General features: G+C 64.6%; 17 protein-coding genes. 11 read left to right on the top strand and 6 right to left on the bottom strand.

The window, feature by feature from the left end:
* Positions 1-6: 6 nt before the first annotated feature.
* From LH390_RS04030 to LH390_RS04015, 4 genes are read left to right on the top strand one after another with little or no spacing between them, the layout of a single operon-like run.
* On the top strand, positions 7-1815 hold the full coding sequence (locus LH390_RS04030; protein WP_227282515.1) for an ABC transporter ATP-binding protein: 1809 nt from the start codon (positions 7-9) through the stop codon (positions 1813-1815).
* Positions 1808-3562 (top strand): ABC transporter ATP-binding protein, encoded by a 1755-nt coding sequence (locus LH390_RS04025; RefSeq protein WP_227282516.1) that lies wholly within the window; start codon positions 1808-1810, stop codon positions 3560-3562. Before LH390_RS04030 ends, LH390_RS04025 begins: the two co-directional genes overlap by 8 nt.
* 17 nt (positions 3563-3579) lie before the next feature.
* A complete protein-coding gene (locus LH390_RS04020; protein ID WP_227326852.1) occupies positions 3580-3861 on the top strand; it encodes a TetR/AcrR family transcriptional regulator in 282 nt (93 codons plus the stop codon).
* A gap of 9 nt (positions 3862-3870) precedes the next feature.
* Positions 3871-4293, top strand: coding sequence for a hypothetical protein (locus tag LH390_RS04015; protein WP_227282734.1), 423 nt, complete (start codon positions 3871-3873; stop codon positions 4291-4293).
* A gap of 3 nt (positions 4294-4296) precedes the next feature.
* Here the strand turns inward: LH390_RS04015 and LH390_RS04010 are convergent, their stop codons facing one another.
* Positions 4297-5391, bottom strand: coding sequence for a 2,3-butanediol dehydrogenase (locus LH390_RS04010; protein ID WP_227324371.1), 1095 nt, complete (start codon positions 5389-5391; stop codon positions 4297-4299).
* A 325-nt stretch (positions 5392-5716) separates the two neighbouring features.
* Between LH390_RS04010 and LH390_RS04005 the strand changes: the two genes are divergently transcribed.
* Positions 5717-6700, top strand: coding sequence for a hypothetical protein (locus LH390_RS04005; RefSeq protein ID WP_227282518.1), 984 nt, complete (start codon positions 5717-5719; stop codon positions 6698-6700).
* Positions 6701-6725: 25 nt separating this feature from the next.
* Here LH390_RS04005 and LH390_RS04000 read toward each other — a convergent pair whose 3' ends face one another.
* Entirely contained in the window at positions 6726-7256 is a 531-nt protein-coding gene (locus LH390_RS04000) for a GNAT family N-acetyltransferase (protein WP_227282519.1), read from the bottom strand.
* Positions 7257-7443: 187 nt separating this feature from the next.
* Here LH390_RS04000 and LH390_RS03995 point away from each other — a divergent pair, with 187 nt between their 5' ends.
* A complete protein-coding gene (locus tag LH390_RS03995) occupies positions 7444-7758 on the top strand; it encodes a hypothetical protein (protein ID WP_227282520.1) in 315 nt (104 codons plus the stop codon).
* A 979-nt stretch (positions 7759-8737) separates the two neighbouring features.
* Here LH390_RS03995 and LH390_RS03990 read toward each other — a convergent pair.
* Both LH390_RS03990 and ychF read right to left on the bottom strand, forming a co-directional pair.
* Entirely contained in the window at positions 8738-9058 is a 321-nt protein-coding gene (locus tag LH390_RS03990) for a HigA family addiction module antitoxin (protein WP_227282522.1), read from the bottom strand.
* 273 nt (positions 9059-9331) lie between these two features.
* Positions 9332-10417, bottom strand: coding sequence for a redox-regulated ATPase YchF (ychF, locus tag LH390_RS03985; protein ID WP_227282523.1), 1086 nt, complete (start codon positions 10415-10417; stop codon positions 9332-9334).
* 46 nt (positions 10418-10463) lie between these two features.
* On the opposite strand from ychF, the gene LH390_RS03980 reads away from it, so the two are divergent.
* The 3 genes from LH390_RS03980 to LH390_RS03970 are packed head-to-tail and all read left to right on the top strand — an operon-like array spanning position 10464 to position 13858.
* Positions 10464-11897, top strand: a complete 1434-nt coding sequence (locus LH390_RS03980; protein WP_227282524.1) for an AI-2E family transporter — start codon at positions 10464-10466, stop codon at positions 11895-11897.
* A 36-nt stretch (positions 11898-11933) separates the two neighbouring features.
* A complete protein-coding gene (locus LH390_RS03975) occupies positions 11934-13001 on the top strand; it encodes a DNA recombination protein RmuC (protein WP_227337393.1) in 1068 nt (355 codons plus the stop codon).
* Positions 13002-13012: 11 nt separating this feature from the next.
* Positions 13013-13858 (top strand): DUF6542 domain-containing protein, encoded by an 846-nt coding sequence (locus LH390_RS03970; protein WP_227282526.1) that lies wholly within the window; start codon positions 13013-13015, stop codon positions 13856-13858.
* 103 nt (positions 13859-13961) lie between these two features.
* On the opposite strand, the gene LH390_RS03965 is transcribed toward LH390_RS03970, so the two are convergent.
* On the bottom strand, positions 13962-14924 hold the full coding sequence (locus LH390_RS03965) for a 4-hydroxy-3-methylbut-2-enyl diphosphate reductase (protein ID WP_227282527.1): 963 nt from the start codon (positions 14922-14924) through the stop codon (positions 13962-13964).
* Positions 14925-15012: 88 nt separating this feature from the next.
* Here LH390_RS03965 and xseA point away from each other — a divergent pair, with 88 nt between their 5' ends.
* A complete protein-coding gene (gene xseA, locus LH390_RS03960) occupies positions 15013-16242 on the top strand; it encodes an exodeoxyribonuclease VII large subunit (RefSeq protein WP_227282528.1) in 1230 nt (409 codons plus the stop codon).
* A 17-nt stretch (positions 16243-16259) separates the two neighbouring features.
* A complete protein-coding gene (locus tag LH390_RS03955; protein WP_227282529.1) occupies positions 16260-16541 on the top strand; it encodes an exodeoxyribonuclease VII small subunit in 282 nt (93 codons plus the stop codon).
* Between the two features lie 26 nt (positions 16542-16567).
* On the opposite strand, the gene LH390_RS03950 is transcribed toward LH390_RS03955, so the two are convergent.
* On the bottom strand, positions 16568-17140 hold the full coding sequence (locus tag LH390_RS03950) for a DUF4245 domain-containing protein (protein ID WP_227282530.1): 573 nt from the start codon (positions 17138-17140) through the stop codon (positions 16568-16570).
* Positions 17141-17234 lie beyond the last annotated feature (94 nt).

Here is a 17234-nt window from a genome sequence, read left to right as displayed (position 1 = left end):
GACAACATGACTCAGCCAGACCCCTCCCCGGCGACCACTACCGCCACCCCCGCTGGCGCAGGCACGGACACCACAACGGCAGCAGACGCACTCACTCCAGCACAGCAGCGCAAGGCCGGAAACGCGGCCCTGAAAGACCTGATGAAGCCCGTGGCAGCGCGCGTCACCTTGGGGCGCGTGCTCGGCGCCGCGTCCGGCCTGCTGGCCATCGCCCCCTACGTCGCGCTGGTGCGCCTCGGCGAGGCCTTAGCAGCAACCGAGCCCGACCCGGACCGGGTCCACTTCTTGGTACAGGTGCTCATCACCGCATTCCTCTGCCAATTGGGCTGCCTTTTTGCCGGCCTGTTGGTCACCCACTTCGCGGACGTCACCCTGCGCGAGATCCTGCGCACCCGCCTCGAAGGCCGGCTCGCCAGGGCCCCGCTGAGCTGGTTTAGCTCCCAGACGTCCGGCCGCGTGCGCAAAGCCGTTCAAGATGATGTGGAAACACTCCACCAGCTCATCGCCCACGCACCTGTAGAGGTGGCCGCCGCCGCAATCACCCCGCTGGCCCTGGTGGGCTACGCCTTCATCGTCGATTGGCGCCTGGGGATTCTCACCATGGCCGTCATCCCCATCTACCTGGTCATGCAAATGCTCATGACCAAGGACATGGGGCCAAAGACCGCAGAGATGGATACCCGCCTGGGCACGGTGTCTGCCCGCGCCGTCGAGTTTGTTGACGGCATCCAGGTAGTCAAGGCCTTTGGCAAGGTCGGCCGCGCCCATGGCAGGTTTGCCACCGCGGCCAGGGAATTCTCCGAGTTCTACGAGGCCTGGTGCGGCCCGCTCATTCGCGGCTCCGCCATTTCCCAAGGCCTGATCAGCGTGCCCGTGCTGGCGCTGGTCAACGTCGGCGGCGGGGCCTGGATGGTCCACCAGGGGTGGGTGAGCCCCTTCGACGTGGTGGCCACCACGCTCATCGCGCTGGTGGTCCCCGGCACCATCGACACCATCACCCGGTCGATGTGGTCCTATCAGCTCGCTGGAGGGGCAGCCCTGCGCATCAGCGAGGCGTTGTCCATCGACGTGCTGCCCCGTGCCGACGACGCAGGGGCGCGACCGGCCGACGCCCGTGTGGAGTTCGCGGACGTGAGCTTCTCCTACGGTGAGCAGGTGGGCGTCGATAAGCTGAGTTTCGTCCTGGAGCCCGGCACGGTTACGGCCCTGATCGGGCCGTCGGGATCCGGAAAATCCACCGCAGCGACGATGCTCGCCCGCTTCCAGGACCCGGATTCCGGCGTCATCCGACTCGGCGGCGTGGACCTGCGCGACCTGCCCGAAGAGGTGCTTTACCAGCACGTATCCTTCGTGCTTCAGGACCCGCAGCTGCTGCGCATCTCGCTGCGGGACAACATCCGGCTCGCCCGGCCCACCGCCAGCGACGAAGAGGTGTGGGACGCCGCGCGCGCCGCCCACATCGCAGACGATCTTCGCAGCATCGGCCTCGACGCCGTCTACGGGCAGGACTGCCGCCTGTCCGGCGGGCAGGCGCAGCGCATCGCCATTGCCCGCGCCATCCTGGCAGATACCCCCGTGGTCATCCTCGATGAGGCAACCTCCTCCACCGACCCCGATACCGAGGCAGAGATCCAGGCGGCGCTGACCAGCCTGGCCGCCGGCCGGACCGTTTTGGTCATCGCGCACCGCCCCGAAACGATACGAGGCGTTGACCAACTGCTCATCCTGCGCGATGGCACACTGCACCGCCGGCTCAGCGGCGCAGAAATCACCGACGCCACCCTCGACGAACTGATGGGAACCCACCATGCCTGACCCCCTGATGATCAACGTCTTTCGCTCACAATTGAGCCCCCGCGGCAATCGGCAACTCACCCAGGCGATCTGGCTCAACGTGTGCGCCGGAGTCCTCGAAGGGCTCGCGCTGCTGAGCATCCTGCCGCTCGTAGAAGCCTTGAGCACCGGGCAGCCGTGCCGCGGTCTGTCTGCCGGGGGCTGGCTGATTGTTCTCGCGGTCCTCGCCGCCGTCACCGGCGTGCTGGTCTACCGGCAAAATGTGGTGGGATACGCCGCCGCGATGGACTTCATCCGCACCGGCCACACCGCACTGGGCGACCACCTGGCAACCCTGCCGCTGGGATGGTTTGGGCGCCAGCGCTCCGGCACGATCTCCCAGCTGGTGTCCTCGGGTTTTATGGCCGTGGGCGAATCGCTCGCGCACATCATCTCCGTGATCATCACCAACGGCACTGCGATGCTCATCATTCTCATCGGCTCCTGGTTCTGGGATGTCCGGCTGGGGCTGGCACTGACAATCGCCGGGCCGATAGCCGGCGTGATCATGATGCTCGCCCAACGCATTAAGCGCCGGTCCAATGCGCGGGTGCGCCCCACCGAACAGGAACTCGCCTCCCGAATCGTGGAGTTTGCCACCTGCCAGCCGGCCCTGCGCGCCGCCGGACACTCCCGCGACTTCGCCCCCTTGGCGCAGGCCCACCGCCGCAACCACGCCGCCTCCATCCGGGACCTGTGGGTGTCCTCGGGAGCCCTGCTCCTGACAGGGATGGTCACCCAGATGGTTGTGGTGGTGTTGGTTATCATCGCCGCCCTCGGCGCATTAGCGGGCACCATGTCCGCCGTGGCGGCCATCACCTTCATTGGCCTGACCCTCCGGTTCTCCCGGAACCTGGACAACATGGGCCAGATGCTGGTGGGCGTGGAAATGGCCCGTCAACCGCTGACAGAAACGCGGGACATCATGAGCACCCCGATCCTGCCGGAACCAACGGAATCCACCCCTGTGGTCTCCCCCGGCTCCGTGGAGTTGGACCACGTGACATTCGGCTACGGCGAAACCCCGGTGGTGCGCGATGTGAGCCTGAAGGCTGCCCCCGGGACCATGGTGGCTATCGTGGGACCTTCCGGATCCGGAAAGACCACCATCGCGCGACTGATCGCCCGATTCTGGGACGTTGACAGCGGTGCGGTGCGCGTCGGGGGTGTGGATGTGCGCGAGCAGACAACAGCAGACCTGATGACGCAGCTGTCCCTGGTCTTCCAGGACGTCTATCTGTTTGATGACACCCTGTGGGAGAACATCCGGGTGGGCCGCGAGGACGCCACGGATGAGGAGATCGCCCACGCTGCCAGCCTGGCCGGGGTGGATACCATCGCGCAGCGGATGGAAAAGGGATGGAACACCCGGGTCGGTGAGGCCGGGCGCAGCCTGTCGGGCGGAGAGCGCCAGCGCGTCTCCGTCGCCCGCGCCCTGCTGAAGAAGTCCCCCATCGTGCTTTTTGACGAAGCCACCTCCGCGCTGGACGCGGACAATGAGGCCGCCATCACCGCCTCCGTGGAGGAACTGCGCACCACCTCAACCTTTATTGTCATCGCCCACAAGCTGTCCACCGTGGTCACCGCCGATACCATCGTGGTGCTCAACCCGGACGGCAGCGTCGCCGAGCAGGGCACCCATGAGCAGCTCATCGCACACCCTGGGCCATACACGGCGTTTTGGCGGCGCAGGCAAGCAGCGGCCGGGTGGACCTTGTCCAAGCGATGAGCACTAGGCTGTCGGGTATGCGCCGCACCTCAGGCAGAAGGCCGATTTTCACACTGGACTCCGTCATCGAGACCGCACTGAGCCAGGGATTGGACCGCTTCACTCTCAACAGTGTTGCCTCTGAGCTCGGGGTGTCCGCCCCGTCCCTCTACCGGGTCATCGCCTCCCGCGACGAGCTCGTCGACCGCTGCCTAGCCCAGGTCTCCGCGCGATTCCCCGATCCTGCCCGCGCGGCCACCCAACCCCAAGACGGTCTGGACGATCAAGACGGCCCCGACGGCCACGAAGCACCGGGGTGACGCGCCATTTTGGAACGCTACGCGGATGATTTCTGGACGGTGCTGTGTGCCGTTCCAGGTCTTGCCGCCACCATCATTAACACCCCCGGCGCCCACGCCCACGCCCAGGACTACATCCGCAAGCTCGCCGCCGCGCTCGTCGCCGCGGACTTTCCCGGCACCGGCGACGACATTGAGTTCATGCTCGATTTCATCGGAGACATCACGCTGGGCACCCACCTGATGACGGAACAAATGCGCCAGGTTGACGCGCAGGGGCGCCGCGGGGTCGACCGCGCCGCGGCCGCACTCCAACCTGCTGATGGTGATCCTGATGCCACGGTGTTCATGCGCCCCAACGACACCTGGATCGAGCGCGGCAACCTCGACGTCAAGATTCGTTTTCTTCTCGACGCCGTCGAGGCCGGCCTGCACCCGCACGCTCACCGCTAGCGGCTAGGATTCCACTCCCCTACCGCTGGGCGATACCAGGATCTTCACGGCACTTTCATTGTGGTGAATCAGGGTGTCAAAGCCCTCAGAAATCAGCGCCTCCAGCGGGATCTTCGCGGTAATGAAGGGCCGCAGGTCCAATTTTCCGGACTCCACCAGTGCAATGACCTTCGGATGGGTGTGCACGTAACCGATGGTGCCGCGGATCTCAAGCTCCCGCATGACCACCTTGTGCAGGTTCAGCGCGGCAGGCTTGACCCAGATGGACAGCACCGTGATCACTCCCTGCGGGCGCACCGCATCCAGCAGGGTGTCGAGCACCACCTGCACAGAGGTACATTCGAAGCCCACGTCGGCGCCGCGGGCGTCGCAAAGCTTTCTTACCTCCGCCACCACATCGTCCTTCCGGGGATCCAGCGCCACGTCCGCCACGCCGGACTCCAGGGCTTTGGCGCGGCGCAGATCCGAGATCTCAGAGACGATCACCCGCGCGCCCAGCGCTTTGAGCACCGCGGCGGTAAGTAGACCAATAGGCCCCGCCCCGCCGATCAGCGCCGTCTTTCCCGCCGCGTTGTCCGCCGTGATGCCGGCGCGCTCCACCGCGTGGAAGGCCACCGACGCCGGCTCGATGAGCGCCGCCTCATCCAGCGGCACCTGCTCAGAGACCTTGTGCACCCAACGGCGCGGCACCACCACGTTTTCCTGCAGTCCCCCGCCACCGCCCCCAAAGCCCAGGAAATTCAGCCCCGGAGTCAGGTGATAGGTGGGGTTGTTGTCGCTGGTATCCACCGAATCCGGGAGCAGATAGGGCTCCACCACCACGTGGTCGCCAACCTCAAGGTCACTGACCCCCGCGCCGACCTCGCTGATAACTCCAGAAAACTCGTGCCCCAGGGTTACCGGCATGGACTCCCCTGTGACCGCATTGGGGCGCTCCGGCGGCGGGCAAGCAAACGGGCCCTCCAGATATTCGTGCAGGTCGGAGCCGCACAGGCCGCACCAGGCGACGTCGATGCGCACAGTACCCTCGCGCAGCGGTTGGTGGTCAATGTCCTCGATCCGCACATCGGTGCGGCCATGGTAGCGGGCAGCCTTCATGGGCTGGTCCTTTCTTGCGTTGGCAGATTTCTTCACACTGCTCTTGACCCCTCAAGCCTAGGCTTGTGTTGGACCTTGGGGTTTCTGGCACGGTGCGCCCGACACCACGCCTGTACCCCGCGGCCTAGCCACGCGGTGCGGGTCACATGGTGATTTCTGCTCCGCGCAGTGCTCAACGAACTGCCCTGCCCGACAAGGTGTCTTGTCCTTTTCCGGCAAGAACACTCGCAGGAAACCACCCCATCTCATGGGCGAATAATGTGCCACACATTGGCGGCCAAGAACCTGTATATTCGCCGATAACGGCGAAAGGAGATGGCCCGCCATGGCCCACTATGACCTCTACCAATCCCTAGGACTAGACCGCGCTGCAGATAGCATGCAGCTGCGCGACATCCTGGATGAGAAGATCGCGGCAACCTCGCCCGACGACGCCGCCGCGCTCGACGAGCGTTCCACCGCCCGCGCCATTCTGGGCAACCCCGAGCTGCGCGCGCGTTACGACGCCCACCTGGAGGACCCCTCAGCCGAACCCATCACCGTCCACACGCTGCACCAACTCGCCGCCCAGGCACCCGCGGCTCCGACGGCTCCTCCAGCAGCGGCGGCTCCGGCGGCTCCTGCCGGTGGCGAGCCCACGCTCGTCCTAGGCGCAGTCGGACCGGAATCAGCTCCTGCCCCAGGACCCGCTGATGCGCCAACTGCCCCATCCGCGGCTATACCAGCCGCCCCGCCGGCACCGACCCCAGCTCCGGCCCCGCCGTACGGCCCCGGCGCGCCTGCTCCAGCCAAGGCGAGCCGCGGGGCTGGACTACAGACAAAAAGCCTGGTCATTGGCCTTGCTACCGGCGCGGTGCTCACCCTCGTCTCCGGGGCAGGAGCATACGGCGTGATGTCGCTACTATCCCCCGAACACAAGGCGCAGGCGCTGGTCAAAGACATGCTCAAGCAGGACACGGAGCAGGACTTGCGCGACTGGGTGCTCAAGCACACCGACCCCCGAACCCGCGACTCTGTGATGAGCACGCTCCACTTGGACAGGTCCCAGACCTTCAATGGCATCGATTCCCTGCTGAAGACATCGCACCCCAAGGTCGGAACGGCCACCAATTTCTCCGGCAAGTACCAAGCCGTATTTGGCGAGGGTCTTTATGATGACTTCCCCTCCAAATCGACGGGCATCAGAGTCGACGAGTTTGACCAGTCACAATTTGTTTCCATTCTTAATGACGACAACCAAGTCAAGGCCGTCGTCTTAGTGTTCAACGCGAACAAGGATCCCGTGATCCTGGACCTGGTGACACGCTAGCCGCGGCCCGTTCCTATTGCTGGGCCTATTTCTGGGCCGCGCTCAGCACCTCCGCTGTTAAGGGGCGATCCGCAAAAATCAGCCGCACCGCCTGCGGATCCGGATTGCCTGCGTCCGGGCACCGCGACTGCAGCTCCAACCCCACCTTGCGCGCCACGTGCGCAGACGACGCATTGTGCTCCAGAAGGTAGGCAACAACGGGCATCTCCGGATCAGTGTGGTGCGCCGCGTCAATGGCCTTGCACGCCCCCGCCGTGGCAATCCCCCGCGCCTGCGCGCTCGGCGCTATGCGGTAACCCAGGTTCCAGAAACACCCTCGGCGCAGCCCACAGCCCACGTGCCCAAGCACGCGTGCCGACGCCGCGTCACGCACCACCCAGTGCGACAGTCCCTCCGTGCGCCACCCCGCAATCCACTCGCGCACCATCCGCGCCGTCTGCTCCAACTCGGTGTGCCGCCCGGAAGGCAGGTGCCGCCAGACTTCAGGATCAGAGTAAATGGCGTGGAGCTGCACAATGTCCCGTTCGGTGGGAGGTGCAAAGGTGTAGTCAGGCATGATGGTTACCGGTGTTTCTTGCTCGGAGACTCGGCCGCGTGCACCAGGTTAGACTGTCCACGGTGAGGGTGGCCGTGTGACTGGGACATGCTGCGGAAACAAGCACAGACAACCCATCGCCCGCATGATCCACACCTTCATGTGAGGTAGGGCCATCTGGCAGGCAGACCACATCGAAGGAGACGACGTGATGTCAAGACTCAGCGGTTCATCGTTCACTCTCCTGGTCGTCGGCTGCCTGCTGATCGCAATGTCAGACGAGCCATCATCGTGGCGTGCAGTAGTTGGCATCGGTTGTCTTGTGCTTGGGCTCATCGCGGGGATTCTGATTTTTATGAAACGACGGGACGCGCCTGCGGTGATTAGTCTTTCTGACGAAGAAAAGGAATCTCTCAGAGCCGAGTTGAACAGTAAAGGACTTGCCCATGCTGTCCGCCAACTTCGCCGAGACCATCCCGAGGCCACATTAATCCAGGCAAAAGAAACTCTGAGCTCTCTCTAGGCTGGGCTTAGCGGGGATGTTCCCGACAGATTCCCAAGAGCTTAGAACCCATACCCGCGAATAAGCTCATCGTGAGAAACGCGCCCTGCCTCGCCTCTAGCCCGAGCAGCATCTCGAATATCTGCTTGGTTTTCTAGGGCCTGCACTGCTCGGTCATAAAACTCCAGTGAGACTACCACCGCACCGCGTCCCGGATCACGCGCAGTGATGGCTACTGGCTCATGCTGCGCGAGTGCGATGTATTGGGGCACATTCCTGCTGAACTGGGACTGGGTCACCTGGGCCATGCACCCAACGTACCTGGTGCACGCTACGCACCACGTCCCATCAGTCAGGCGTGCTCGTCTATCCGATCGCACTGGTCAACCTCAGCTTTTCCAATGCGAGCCTGATCCCAAGCATCAATCAGACGGCGCACGTTGGCAGGTGAGCGAAACAGGTGCGTGGCCTTCTGCTCCCGCTCCGACACGGAAGATGGAGTACAGGTCCGCGTCTCTCTTGGAAAGGAAAGCTCGTCTCAACCTGCGGAGGAGGTGTACGTCAGTGACTCGTAGGGGTATCGAGGCGGCGCCGCCCCAGGCGACGTCGACAAGCACTCGGTCGACTGCAGCGGTGGTGTTCACACCAGGACCCACAACCACCTCATCGGGCCCCAGCACGGGGTTAGCTGCGGTACCTCGACGTGACCGGCTCCTCGGTGACCCCGCGTGCCTAGGGCTTAGCGCGATGCCGTCTCAGTATCCCGTCCAGGTCTAATTGGCAGCGATTGGAGCGGGTCACACCCAGATGGTCGAACCGCAGGCAGGTGAGCATCGCCCCCCGTAGACCTCCCGGCGCACAGCATCCTGGCTGATAATAGCCACACCACGCGGCCATCCCGCACGGATAGCTCGGGCGATAGTACCTTTGTCGCGCCTAGAATTACCCCGGATGATGAGCGGGGATGCCTCTGAGCCCGTGGGGTTTTCACCCGGTCGAATCACATAGACCGCAATGGCGTAATCGCATCGACCTGATCACGTAGTGCCCGCCGCTCAAGCCGTAATTCGTACGTCGACTGCAGGTTCATCCACAATTCTTCGGAAGTACCAAAGTAGCGCGCCAGGCGGACCGCGGTGCCAGCTGTGATACCACGCTTACCATGCACAATTTCATTGATCCGCCGCGGCGGTACCTCGATTGAGACTGCCAGCTTGTTCTGTGTGATCCCAAAACCCTTGATGAAGTCCTCCATCAGGACCTCTCCCGGGTGGATCGGTTCGATCAAATCATCGCCGGTGGCAGTAATCGCATTCGTCATTTTCTCCCACGTCCATCTTTCTAGAACAGGCAGATGCGCTGTCCAGCGGAGATGCGAATTCTGCCCGACCACAGCGTTCAGGGCTTATTCAGAAGCCGACCCAGGAATTCCTCCGCAGGGCCCTGAGGCCGCAGCCTACATGGTCATATTGATCAGCGGGAGTGTGAGCAGGGACGAGTGCTGCGTCGTTCGAACAACACTTTGACATCGTGGGTGCTGAATGCCCTGATCAGGGGCAAATTCTGCAGGAGAGTGAGCGTATGCCACTAGGCGCTACACGTTAAACTTGAACTCCACCACGTCCCCGTCGCGCATGACGTAGTCCTTGCCTTCCTGGCGGACTTTGCCGCGGGCGCGGGCTTCGGCCATGGAGCCGGCGTCGACAAGGTCGTCGAAGGAGACGATCTCCGCTTTGATGAAGCCGCGCTCGAAGTCGCTGTGGATCACGCCTGCTGCCTGCGGGGCGGTGGCACCCTGGGGGATGGTCCAGGCGCGGGTTTCCTTCTCCCCGGCGGTGAGGTAGGTCTGCAGGCCCAGGGTGGCAAAGCCGGCCTTGGCCAGGGTTTGCAGGCCGGGTTCATCTTGACCCACGGAGGCGAGCAGTTCGGCGGCCTCGTCTTCGTCGAGTTCCAGTAGTTCTGCTTCGGTTTTTGCGTCGAGGAAGACGCATTGCGCGGGGGCGACGACGTCGGCAAGCTGCTTTTTGCGCTCGGGGTCGGTGAGCACTTCCTCGTCGGCGTTGAAGACGTAGAGGAAGGGCTTGGCGGTCATCAGGTGCAGCTCGCGCAGCGGGGCAAGGTCCAGCTCGCCGGCGACGGATGCCGCGTACAGCGTGCGGTCATCTTCCAGCACGGCCTGCGCTTTCTTCACGGCCTCGACCTCGACGGCCTTGTCCTTGTCTTTGCGGGCTTCCTTTTCCAGCCGGGGCAGGGCCTTTTCAATGGTTTGCAAGTCGGCGAGGATGAGTTCGGTCTGGATGACGGCGATGTCGCTGGCCGGGTCGACCTTGCCGTCGACGTGGACCACGTTGTCGTCGGCGAAGGCGCGCACGACCTGGCAGATGGCGTCTGCCTCGCGGATGTTGGCCAAAAAGGCGTTGCCCATGCCTTCGCCCTCGGAGGCGCCCTTGACAATGCCGGCGATGTCCACAAAGGACACGGTGGCCGGCAGGATCCGCTGGGAGCCGAAGATAGCGGCAAGCTGCGGGAGGCGGGCGTCGGGAAGCTCCACGAGTCCCACGTTGGGTTCGATGGTGGCAAACGGGTAGTTCGCCGCAAGAACATCATTGCGCGTCAACGCGTTGAACAGGGTGGATTTGCCAACGTTGGGCAGACCGACGATTCCAAGAGTAAGGCTCACGGCCACCCATCCTAGCAACGGCCAACTTAGGGCAAAATGGGTGGGCGTGAGTGACGTTGCTGTGAAAACTACTGGTTACCGCGATCAGGTGGACCGCTCGGTGGTGGTTCAGGAGGCATTGCGCCGCACCTCGCGCACGTGCCTGCGCGCCTTGGTGGTGGTGGCCTCTGTCTATGTGGCGTGGATTGTGCTGCGCATGGTGTGGCAGGGCGTGCTGCCGGTGATCCTGGCGATCATCGTGTGCACCGTGCTGGCAGGGCCTACCTCCTGGCTGCGCCGCGCCCATTTCCCTTCCGCCCTGGCGGCGGCGACCACGCTGATCGGCTTTTTTGCTGTGGTCGGCGGGGTGATCTACCTCATCGCCCCGGGCATTGTCCGGCAGTCGCAGGTGCTGTATCTGCAGCTGATTAATGGCATCCAGCAGCTGCGCCTGACTATCACCCGATCGCCGCTCAACATCGACGAAACCGAGCTTGACCAGGTAATCAATGAGGCCGCCAGCTGGCTGCAAGACCGCGCCGGCGCGATTGCGGGCGGCATTTTCAGCGGTATTTCCACGGTGACCTCCGTGGCGGTGACCCTGGGTGTGGTGTTGGTGCTCACGTTCTTCTTCCTCAAGGACGGCCACCGCTTCCTGCCGTGGGCGCGCGGCGTGCTGGGGCGGCGTGCGGGCTGGCACGCCACCGAGGTGCTCACGCGCGCGTGGGCCACCCTGGGTGGGTTCATCCGCGCGCAGGCGTTGGTTTCGCTTGTCGACGCCGTCTTCATCGGCATCGGGCTCATCGTCATCGGGGTGCCCATGGCGTTCGCCCTCGCGGTGATTACCTTCATCGCAGGGTTCATCCCCATCATCGGCGCCTTTGCCGCCGGCGCCCTGGCGGTGGCCATCGCCTTGCTGTCCCTCGGGGTGCCCCAGGCGGTGGCGGTGCTCGTGCTCATCCTCATCGTCCAGCAGTTGGAGGGCAACGTCTTGTCGCCCATCTTGCAGTCCAAGGCGATGAACCTTCACCCGGTGATCATCCTGGTTTCCGTGACCGTGGGCGGCAGCCTGTTTAGCATCGTCGGCGCGTTTTTGGCCGTGCCGGTCGCCGCCATGATCGCCGTGGTCTTCCGCTACTGCCAGGACATAGTCACGCTCAAGTCTGGGGAGCGCACGCTGGAGGAGATGCGCTTTATCACCCCGATTGGCCAGCTCACCGAACAGGAGGCCCACCTGCACCGCCAACAGCTGGCCACCACGGCGGGACCGGCAGACTCGGAGGAGTGGTGCCTAGACGGCGCAGCGGAAGCGCAGGTGCCGGCGCAGTCCGCCGCGGTGGAGGTGGGCGATGATCCCCACACCGCAGCTCAGCGGGAGGCTGAGGCTCAGCGGGAAGCCGAAGCGCAGCAGGGGGCTGAAGAGGCCCAGCGTCAACCAGAAGACCCGCAGGATACTCCCCCGGTGTTCGCACGCCTGATCCAATGGTGGAGGCGGCGCTAGCCCGCCAGGTCCCGGCCCTGTGAGAAGGTAGGGTGCATGGACATCGTCTTCGCGCTTCTCATCGGCCTGTTGCTGGGGGCGGCGCTGGGTTGGTTGTGGGCGCGACGCGCCCCCACCCCCGCACCCGCACGCACCAACAGCACCAACCGCGTCCTCGCGGAACTGCGGCCTATACGCGAGGTCATGGGGCACCTAGCCGGCGAAGTCCGTGCTCTTGAAGAAGACCGCACAGCCACCCTCGCTGGGCTCAACGCCCAGATGCAAGCGATGGTGCGCACCTCCACACGCCTGACGGACCGCACCAATGAGCTGGTCAACTCCCTGCGCTCCCCACAGGTGCGGGGCCGATGGGGAGAAATCCAGCTGGAAAGAGTGGTAGAACTTGGCGGGATGGTCCGCCACTGCGATTTTGATAGCCAGGTCACCGCCAAGCTGGGCGATCGCACCGTGCGGCCAGACCTGGTGGTCCTCCTCGCCGGTGGCCGCCAGATTGTGGTGGACGCCAAGGTTCCCTACGGCGCCTACCTCGATGCCATTGAAAGCCAGGACCCAGAGGAGCACCAAGCGCTGCTGCGGCGCCACGCCCACCAGCTGCGCACCCACGTCACCCAACTTGCTGCCCGCGATTACATCAGCGCCTTTAGCCCCACCCCGGAATTTGTGGTCCTGTTTGTCCCCGCAGATCCGTTCTTAGACGCTGCCCTGTCCACCGCGCCGGATCTTCTGGAATACGCCTTTTCCCACAACGTCATCATTGCTACCCCCTCTACCCTGTTTGCGTTGTTGCGCACCGTGGCACTGGGCTGGCGGCAGGAGGATTACTCCGATAAAGCCCGCCAGATTCATTTCCTGGGCCGTCAGCTCTATAGCCGGCTAAACATCCTCGGCGATCACTACAACAAGTTGGGCTTAAGTCTAGAACGCGCGGTGGATGCCTATAACGCCACGCTGGGGTCCATGAACGCCCGAGTCATGGTTACCGCCCGCAAGCTCGCGGATATGGAGGTTTCCGCCCGCACAGACGAACCTCCAACCACCCTGCATCCGGTTGCCAACACGCCACGGCAAAGCCCCGTACAGCCTGAGGAAGAAAGGTCACGGTAGAATAACGCGACGTGTCTCACCTGACTCAGAAACCACGCCCCGCCGCAGACCAAGGCTCCCTTGGCCTGCCAACCTGGGCGGGCATAGTCATCGTGATCGCAGCCCTTCTCACGGGCCTTCTGATAAGCGTTTTTAACGCAAACATCGGTGCCCCCTACGTCAGCGCATTTGTTATCGGAGGCATCGTCGTCGCGTTGTTTACCCAACCCCGCGGCCTTTATCTCACCGTGGCTGCCATGCCCGTCTCCTTTGCCGTGGTCACGGTGGCAACCTCGTGGATTATCACCCGCGCCGGGAGCCCAAATTCTGGCGCATTCTCGCTGACAACCATCGCCTCCACCGTCTTTCCCCTCTTGCAGCTTTTCCCCGTCCTCTTCCTGGTCACCGTCGGGTCCATCGCCATTGCCGTGCTGCGGCTGTGGCTGCTGCGCCGCGGCGCCCAGTACACCCGCCGCGCGGAGGCAGACACCCGGCGACGCACCGCCCAGGCACAGCGGCGCACCCGCCAGGAGATCAACAGCTGGCGCGATGCCCAGGAGGCAAGCCCCCGCTGGCGCTGGCCTGAGGAGGAACGCCAACCACGTCAACCGCGCGACCAGCGCGAACCACGCGACCAGCGCGAACCGCGCGAGCCCGCCGCACGCCCTGCTCGTGCGGATAGGGCCGGCAGGGCTGACCGAACTGATAGGGCTGACAGAATCGACAGGTCTGACCGGCGCCGCGCGCGCGTGGAACCGCCACGGCCGCCGGAGCCCGTCTCGCGGCGCGAACCCCCGGTGCAGCGCGGCGAGAAGTCCGTCACCGTCGAAGAATTGATGGCCCGCAACCGGCAGCGCCGGCCCCGGCGCCGGTACTAGCGCGCCGCGGCGAAGCTCGCTGCCCGCACGGCCAAATCCAATCCCCCCCCCCACAGGCCCCCTGGGCCGAGCCGAGAGCCGCCGCTAGGTATACCTCTAGCACCTAGGTGCGCGCCGGGCGCAGGTCTCGGGGCAGGGCGAAGCTGATCGTCTCATCGGCCGTGGTGACTTCCTGGACGTCCGTGTATCCCCGGCGCGCCAGCTCCTCTATGACCTCCCGGACCAGGATCTCTGGGACCGACGCCCCGGACGTCACCCCCACGCTGGTGATGCCGTCAAACCAGGAGTCTTCCATCTGGCGGGCATAGTCGATCAGGTGGGAGGCCTGCGCCCCGTGTTGGAGTGCCACCTCCGCCAGGCGCTTGGAGTTTGAGGAGTTCTGCGAGCCCACCACGATCATCAGCTCACACTGTTGCGCGATGGCTTTGACGGCCACTTGGCGGTTCTGGGTGGCGTAGCAGATGTCCTCGCTGGGCGGATCTTGCAGGTGCGGGAAGCGCTCATGCAGCCGCGCGCGGATCTGGACGGTCTCGTCGACGGACAGGGTGGTTTGGGAGAGCCAAATCAGCTTTTCATCGTCGAGGAAGTCCGGCAGCTTGTCCACCCCGTCCAGACCATCCACCAGGTGGGTGACCTCGGGGGCTTCGCCGGCGGTTCCTTCGACTTCCTCGTGGCCTTCGTGTCCGATGAGCAGGATGTGGTATCCGCCGCGGGCGAAGCGTTTGACCTCATTGTGCACTTTGGTCACCAGCGGGCAGGTGGCGTCGAGGGTGCGCAGGGACAGTTCCTGTGCTTCGCCGCGCACCGCGGGGCTGACCCCGTGGGCGGAGAAGACCACGTGTGCGCCTTCCGGGACCTCGTCGGTGGAGTCAACAAAGATGGCTCCGCGTTCGGAGAGCGTCTCCACGACGTAGCGGTTGTGCACGATCTGCTTGCGCACGTATACGGGCGCGCCGTACTTCTCCAGGGCGCGCTCGACCGTTTCCACGGCGCGATCCACGCCCGCGCAGTAGCCCCGGGGCGCGGCCAGCAGCACCTGCTTGTCTTCCTTAACCGCCTCAACCATGGCCCCTACACTAACCAACAGGGGCCCAATGAGCCTAGACTGAGTGCGGCGCTTTGTCTTCCCCTTCCTATTGAGAGGTACATCACGTATGGCTAAGCAGGTCACCACTCCCGCGGATCCTTTGCCGGTGCGTGAGGTCAATTCCCTGGTCAAGGGGTGGATTGAACGGCTGGGGGCGGTGTGGGTTGAGGGCCAGTTGGCGCAGGTCAACGTCAAGCCCACGTGGAAGCTGAGCTATCTGACGCTGCGCGATACGGAGGCGGAGGCTTCTATTCAGCTGACGTGCCCTACCCAGCTTGCCCGGGAGGTCTCCAACGGGGATCGGGTGGTGGTGCGCGGTAAGCCGGCGTTTTATGCCGGGCGTGGTTCCTTTTCGCTGTGGGTCACGGAGATCCGCCAGGTCGGGGTCGGCGAGTTGTTGGCCAAGATCGATCGGCTGCGCCGCCAGCTCGCCGCGGAGGGGCTTTTCGACGCCGCCCGCAAGCGCCCGCTGCCGTTCCTGCCACGATGCGTGGGCCTGATCACTGGCCGCGGGTCCGCCGCGGAGCGCGATGTGCTCGCGGTGGCGCGGGACCGCTGGCCGGAGGTTTCCTTCCGAGTGATCAACACCGCCGTCCAGGGCGCCCATGCCGTGCCGGAGGTGATTGCTGCGCTGGAGACGCTGGATGCGGATGCCAACGTAGACGTCATCATCATCGCCCGCGGCGGTGGCTCCGTCGAGGATCTGCTGCCCTTTTCTGAGGAGGCCCTGTCCCGGGCGGTGGCTGCGGCCACCACTCCGGTGGTGTCTGCCATTGGCCACGAGCCGGACAATCCGGTGCTGGATAACGTTGCTGACCTGCGTGCCGCCACGCCGACGGATGCGGCCAAGCGGGTTGTTCCTGACGTTGCTGCGGAGCGTGCCCTGATCGCTGAGCTGCGCGGGCGCGCTGGTGCTGCGCTCAGCGGCTGGGTGCGTCGGGAGTCGCAGCATCTTGCCGCGCTGCGGTCCCGGCCGGCGTTGGCGGATCCGCTGACGCCGATTACGCGGCGTCGAGAAGAGCTCTACCGGGCCCGCGATACTGCCCGGAGGGGCATTGCTGCCCTGGTGTCAAGGGAAACCGCGACCGTGACGGCCCTGCGCGCGCAGGTGTCTTCCTTGGGCCCCTCGGCCACCTTGGCCCGCGGTTATGCCGTGGTCCAGGTCGTCCCCCGGGACCACTCCGGACCCGCTGTGGTGACGTCCATTGCCCAAGCTCCCCCGGGCGCCCAGCTGCGCATCCGTGTTGCGGACGGCTCGATCACCGCGGCCGCCATGTCTACTACCAAAGCCCCCTAGAACAAGCGAGAACAGCTATGACTTCCCCTGATACCATCGGCGCCGGCGTTCCCGGCGAAGATACCCCCGTTTCCCAGCTCAGCTATGAGCAGGCCCGCGATGAACTCATTGAAGTGGTGCGCATCCTGGAGCTGGGCCAGATGAATCTGGACGAATCGCTTGCCTACTGGGAGCGCGGCGAGGCGCTGGCCAAGCGCTGCGAAGAGCAGCTGGCTGCCGCGGCGGCAAAGGTGGAATCCGCGCTGGCGCAGTCCCAGGACGAGCGCGACCAGCAAGGCCACAACGACCAGCAGGACTAGCACAACGAGCCGGTCCCGGCCCCGGCCTAGGCGCCGGAGCGCACCGGCTTTGCTGCGATTGTGGCCGCGAGCAGCTGAGAAAACTCCTCATCGGTGGCAGCCCCGGTGACCACGATGCGGGCGTCGCCAAGGTCCGTGACCCACAGGTCGCGCACGTCTGCCTCATGGTTCGGCGACGCGTAAATGTCTACCTTCCGGCCGGAGACGTCCACGCTGCGCGCGTGCTCGCGAAAATCGGCGTCGATGTCGCGCACTGTGGCAGCAACGTCCGCGCCGGTCTGGTACAACTGCAAATACCCTTCTTGGTCGGTGATCACTCCCACCACCGCAGCCGTGGCAGGCCCCACAGCCGCCCGGCGCGCCGAGTTAGTAATCCACCCCTGTGGCAGCGCAGGCTCGCGCACGGCGAACCCCGCGGAGGCGGCCTCCATGGTCAAAAAGGAGTGCGCGTCTACCTGCGGAACCGGACCGTTTTCCGGGGTGCCTGGGTTAAAGGAGCACAGGCCGGTGAACGCCACCCCGCCGATCATCATGATGACGATGACCCCCAGGGACAGCATCATGTCGCGTCCGGATTCGAAAATCTTTGGTTTTGCCACGCCCACAAGTATGGCATGACGCGATAAACACGCCCGGTTGAGGCAGTCGGCCCAGCACCAGCACACTGTGTCACCCTCAAACGGGGTCAACGAA

Source organism: Corynebacterium uberis (assembly GCF_020616335.1).
Classification (GTDB): Bacteria; Actinomycetota; Actinomycetes; order Mycobacteriales; family Mycobacteriaceae; genus Corynebacterium; species Corynebacterium uberis.
The sequence above is the reverse complement of the archived record's forward strand: the minus strand, read 5'-3'. Positions and strand labels throughout refer to the sequence as shown.

What these genes read in the sequence shown, in the direction of transcription:
- LH390_RS04030 (WP_227282515.1), top strand. Translation starts at nt 7, where the DNA reads ATGACTCAGCCAGACCCCTCCCCGGCGACCACTACCGCCACCCCCGCT.
- LH390_RS04025 (WP_227282516.1), top strand. Translation starts at nt 1,808, where the DNA reads ATGCCTGACCCCCTGATGATCAACGTCTTTCGCTCACAATTGAGCCCC.
- LH390_RS04020 (WP_227326852.1), top strand. Translation starts at nt 3,580, where the DNA reads ATGCGCCGCACCTCAGGCAGAAGGCCGATTTTCACACTGGACTCCGTC.
- LH390_RS04010 (WP_227324371.1), bottom strand. Translation starts at nt 5,391, where the DNA reads ATGAAGGCTGCCCGCTACCATGGCCGCACCGATGTGCGGATCGAGGAC.
- LH390_RS04005 (WP_227282518.1), top strand. Translation starts at nt 5,717, where the DNA reads ATGGCCCACTATGACCTCTACCAATCCCTAGGACTAGACCGCGCTGCA.
- LH390_RS04000 (WP_227282519.1), bottom strand. Translation starts at nt 7,256, where the DNA reads ATGCCTGACTACACCTTTGCACCTCCCACCGAACGGGACATTGTGCAG.
- LH390_RS03990 (WP_227282522.1), bottom strand. Translation starts at nt 9,058, where the DNA reads ATGACGAATGCGATTACTGCCACCGGCGATGATTTGATCGAACCGATC.
- LH390_RS03975 (WP_227337393.1), top strand. Translation starts at nt 11,934, where the DNA reads ATGGACATCGTCTTCGCGCTTCTCATCGGCCTGTTGCTGGGGGCGGCG.
- LH390_RS03965 (WP_227282527.1), bottom strand. Translation starts at nt 14,924, where the DNA reads ATGGTTGAGGCGGTTAAGGAAGACAAGCAGGTGCTGCTGGCCGCGCCC.
- xseA (WP_227282528.1), top strand. Translation starts at nt 15,013, where the DNA reads ATGGCTAAGCAGGTCACCACTCCCGCGGATCCTTTGCCGGTGCGTGAG.
- LH390_RS03955 (WP_227282529.1), top strand. Translation starts at nt 16,260, where the DNA reads ATGACTTCCCCTGATACCATCGGCGCCGGCGTTCCCGGCGAAGATACC.